Here is a 2,657-nt window from a genome sequence, read left to right on the forward strand (position 1 = left end):
CCGTTGACGAATGTGGCCAGGGCTGCGGTGCCGACTAGCAGAACGAGGGCGGTACGCACACCTGACAGCATGACTGGCACGGCGAGGGGGAGCTCCACCCGAAAGAGCACCGCCGTGGAGCTCATGCCCATGCCACGTCCGGCTTCGATGAGGCGGGCGTCGACCTGTTGCAGGCCGACCATGGTGTTTCGCAGCACCGGGAGCACCGCGTAGAGCACGAGGCTGAGCGTCGCCGCCCAAAAGCCGAAGCCAACCCAAAATGCGAGGAGTACGACGACGCCGATTGCGGGGGCGGCTTGCCCGACGTTGGCGATCGCGAGCACCGGAGCGGTCAAAAACCGCAGGGGCCGCCGGGTCAGGGCGATTCCCACGGGAATTGCGATAACCAATACGATTACCGCGGCGAGGAGGGTGAGTTGGATGTGCTCCACGGTGTAGACCCAGAGCGCGTCCGGGGCGAGGGTGGTCAGTTCGATCGGCGAGAGGTTAGCTGTCAGTAGCCAGATGACGAGCGCGAGGAACGCGAGCAGAATGCCGGCCAGCTGGTAAACCAGTCCCCGCCAGGATTGCCACACCGCGCGGGCGTGACTGACCGGTACGGCCGGTGCGGCCGGGTTGCCGGGTGTTTCAGCGGCGGAGTCGCCGCCGGCAATGCCAGCTTCTGTAGTCAGGGCGCGGGTGCTCATTGACCGGCCCGCGCGTCGGCGCCAGTGCTATCGGTCTCATTTAGTTCGGCGTCAGCGGCAGGCGCCTGCTCTTGGAACACACCGGTGTTCAGTCCGACGGGAGCTTGGTCCGACTCAAGCACGGCAGCGGTCTGTGACCGGGTAATGGCGTCCATGACGGTCTGTACGTCGATGACGCCCTTGAACATGTCGCGGCGGCCGGTGACGAGCGCGGCTCCAGCGCTGGAGACGAGCATTATGTCAAGTGCATCATTAAGCGTGGCACGGTAGCCGACGACCGGAAGTTTCGGGTCGTTAACGTTACTAATGACCTCGAGGCGGCCGAGCTTGCGCCGGGAGAGCCACTGGATGGGACGGTGCCGCTCATCGACGATGACCGCGTGGCCGTGGCCGGCGTCGATGAGGCGGGCCAGGACATCCGCTGCCCGTTCGCCGGGGCTTCCCACGACGGCGTCGCCGAACCCGACCTCTGCCACCCGGGTTAGGGTGAGCTGTTTGAGGCCAGCGCCGGACCCGATGAAGTTTTCGACGAACTCATTGGCAGGGTCGCCGAGGATGCGTTCCGGGGTGTCGTACTGTTCGAGCTGGGCGCCCTCGTTGAAGATGGCGATCCAGTCGCCGAGCTTGACGGCTTCGTCGAAGTCGTGGGTAACGCAGACGATGGTCTTCTGCAGTTCTTCCTGGATGTTGAGCAGTTCGTCCTGCAGGCGCAGACGGGTGATCGGGTCGACGGCGCCGAAGGGCTCGTCCATGAGTAGAACGGGCGGGTCGGCCGCGAGGGCGCGCGCCACGCCGACGCGCTGCTGCTGACCGCCGGAAAGTTCTCTAGGGTACCTGTTTCGGTAGAGTGCCGGGTCGAGGGAGACGAGCTCGAGGAGTTCGTCGACGCGGGCCGCGATGCGGGCTTTGTCCCAGCCGAGCATTTTCGGCACGAGACCGATGTTGGTGGCCACGGTCATGTGGGGAAAGAGCCCTCCGGCCTGGATGACATAGCCGATGCCTCGGCGCAGGGTATCGCCGTTCATATTGGTCACGTCGTCACCGTCGACGACGATACGGCCCTCGGTCGGTTCGATGAGTCGGTTGATCATTTTCAGGGTGGTGGTCTTGCCGCAGCCTGAGGGGCCGACGAGCATGACAATCTTGCCGGCCGGAATCTCCATGGTCAGACCGTCGACGGCGGGGCGCGCCTGCCCGGGGAAACGCTTGGTGACGTGGTCCAGCAGGATATTCGCACCGGTGATGCCGGTCGGGGAATCTTCGGTGCTGATGGATTCTGCGCTGTTGGATGCAATGAGTTCAGACACGAATACCTCGGGGTGTGGTCAGGCGGCCGAGGCCGACGAGAAGAAGATCAAGAATGAGGGCGAGCACAACGACGCCGATGACGCCCGTCAGCACCGACTCAAGGGAGTTGGCGCCGCCGAGGCGGGAGAGGCCGGAGAAGATGAATCCGCCCAGGCCTGGGCCGAGGGAATATGCGGCGATCGCGGCGATTCCCATGACCATTTGGGCGGATACCCGAATGCCTGTGAGGATGATCGGCCACGCCATAGGCAGTTCCACCTGCAGAAGCGTGCGAAACCGACTCATGCCGATGCCGCGGGCGGATTCCACGATCGACGGCGCAATACCCGACAGGCCCACGACCGCGTTGCGCAGAATAGGCAGCGTAGCAAAGAACGCCACGACGATGACGGCCGGAACAACGCCGAAGCCGAACGGTGCGATGAGCAGCCCGATGAAAGCAAACGACGGGATAGTCAAGCCAATGGCCGACACCGAGTTGGCAACCCCGGTCAGCGCGGAATTACGGTAAACGAAGGCGGCCAGCACGACGGCGATAATTGTCGCCAGAATCAGGCACTGTACGACGAGGCTGAAGTGCTGCCAGCTGCTGAACAGAATCTGCTCAAACTGATCCCCTAAAAAATCCCACACATCAAAACCTCTTCGCTTCGATCACACATC

3 protein-coding genes are annotated in these 2,657 nt (G+C 63.6%); all 3 read right to left on the reverse strand.

Features of this window, described 5'->3' with window-relative positions:
• Positions 1 to 686: ABC transporter permease (locus CXY71_RS00270; protein ID WP_104133748.1), on the reverse strand; the 686-nt coding region annotated here is incomplete at its 3' end.
• Positions 683 to 1,957 (reverse strand): ATP-binding cassette domain-containing protein, encoded by a 1,275-nt coding sequence (locus CXY71_RS00275; protein ID WP_104133750.1) that lies wholly within the window; start codon positions 1,955 to 1,957, stop codon positions 683 to 685. The genes CXY71_RS00275 and CXY71_RS00270, both read right to left, overlap by 4 nt.
• A 28-nt stretch (positions 1,958 to 1,985) precedes the next feature.
• Positions 1,986 to 2,627, reverse strand: coding sequence for an ABC transporter permease (locus CXY71_RS00280; protein WP_104133749.1), 642 nt, complete (start codon positions 2,625 to 2,627; stop codon positions 1,986 to 1,988).
• Positions 2,628 to 2,657: the final 30 nt, after the last annotated feature.

It is taken from the genome of Cryobacterium sp. Y62 (assembly GCF_002929785.1).
Taxonomy (GTDB): domain Bacteria; phylum Actinomycetota; class Actinomycetes; order Actinomycetales; family Microbacteriaceae; genus Cryobacterium.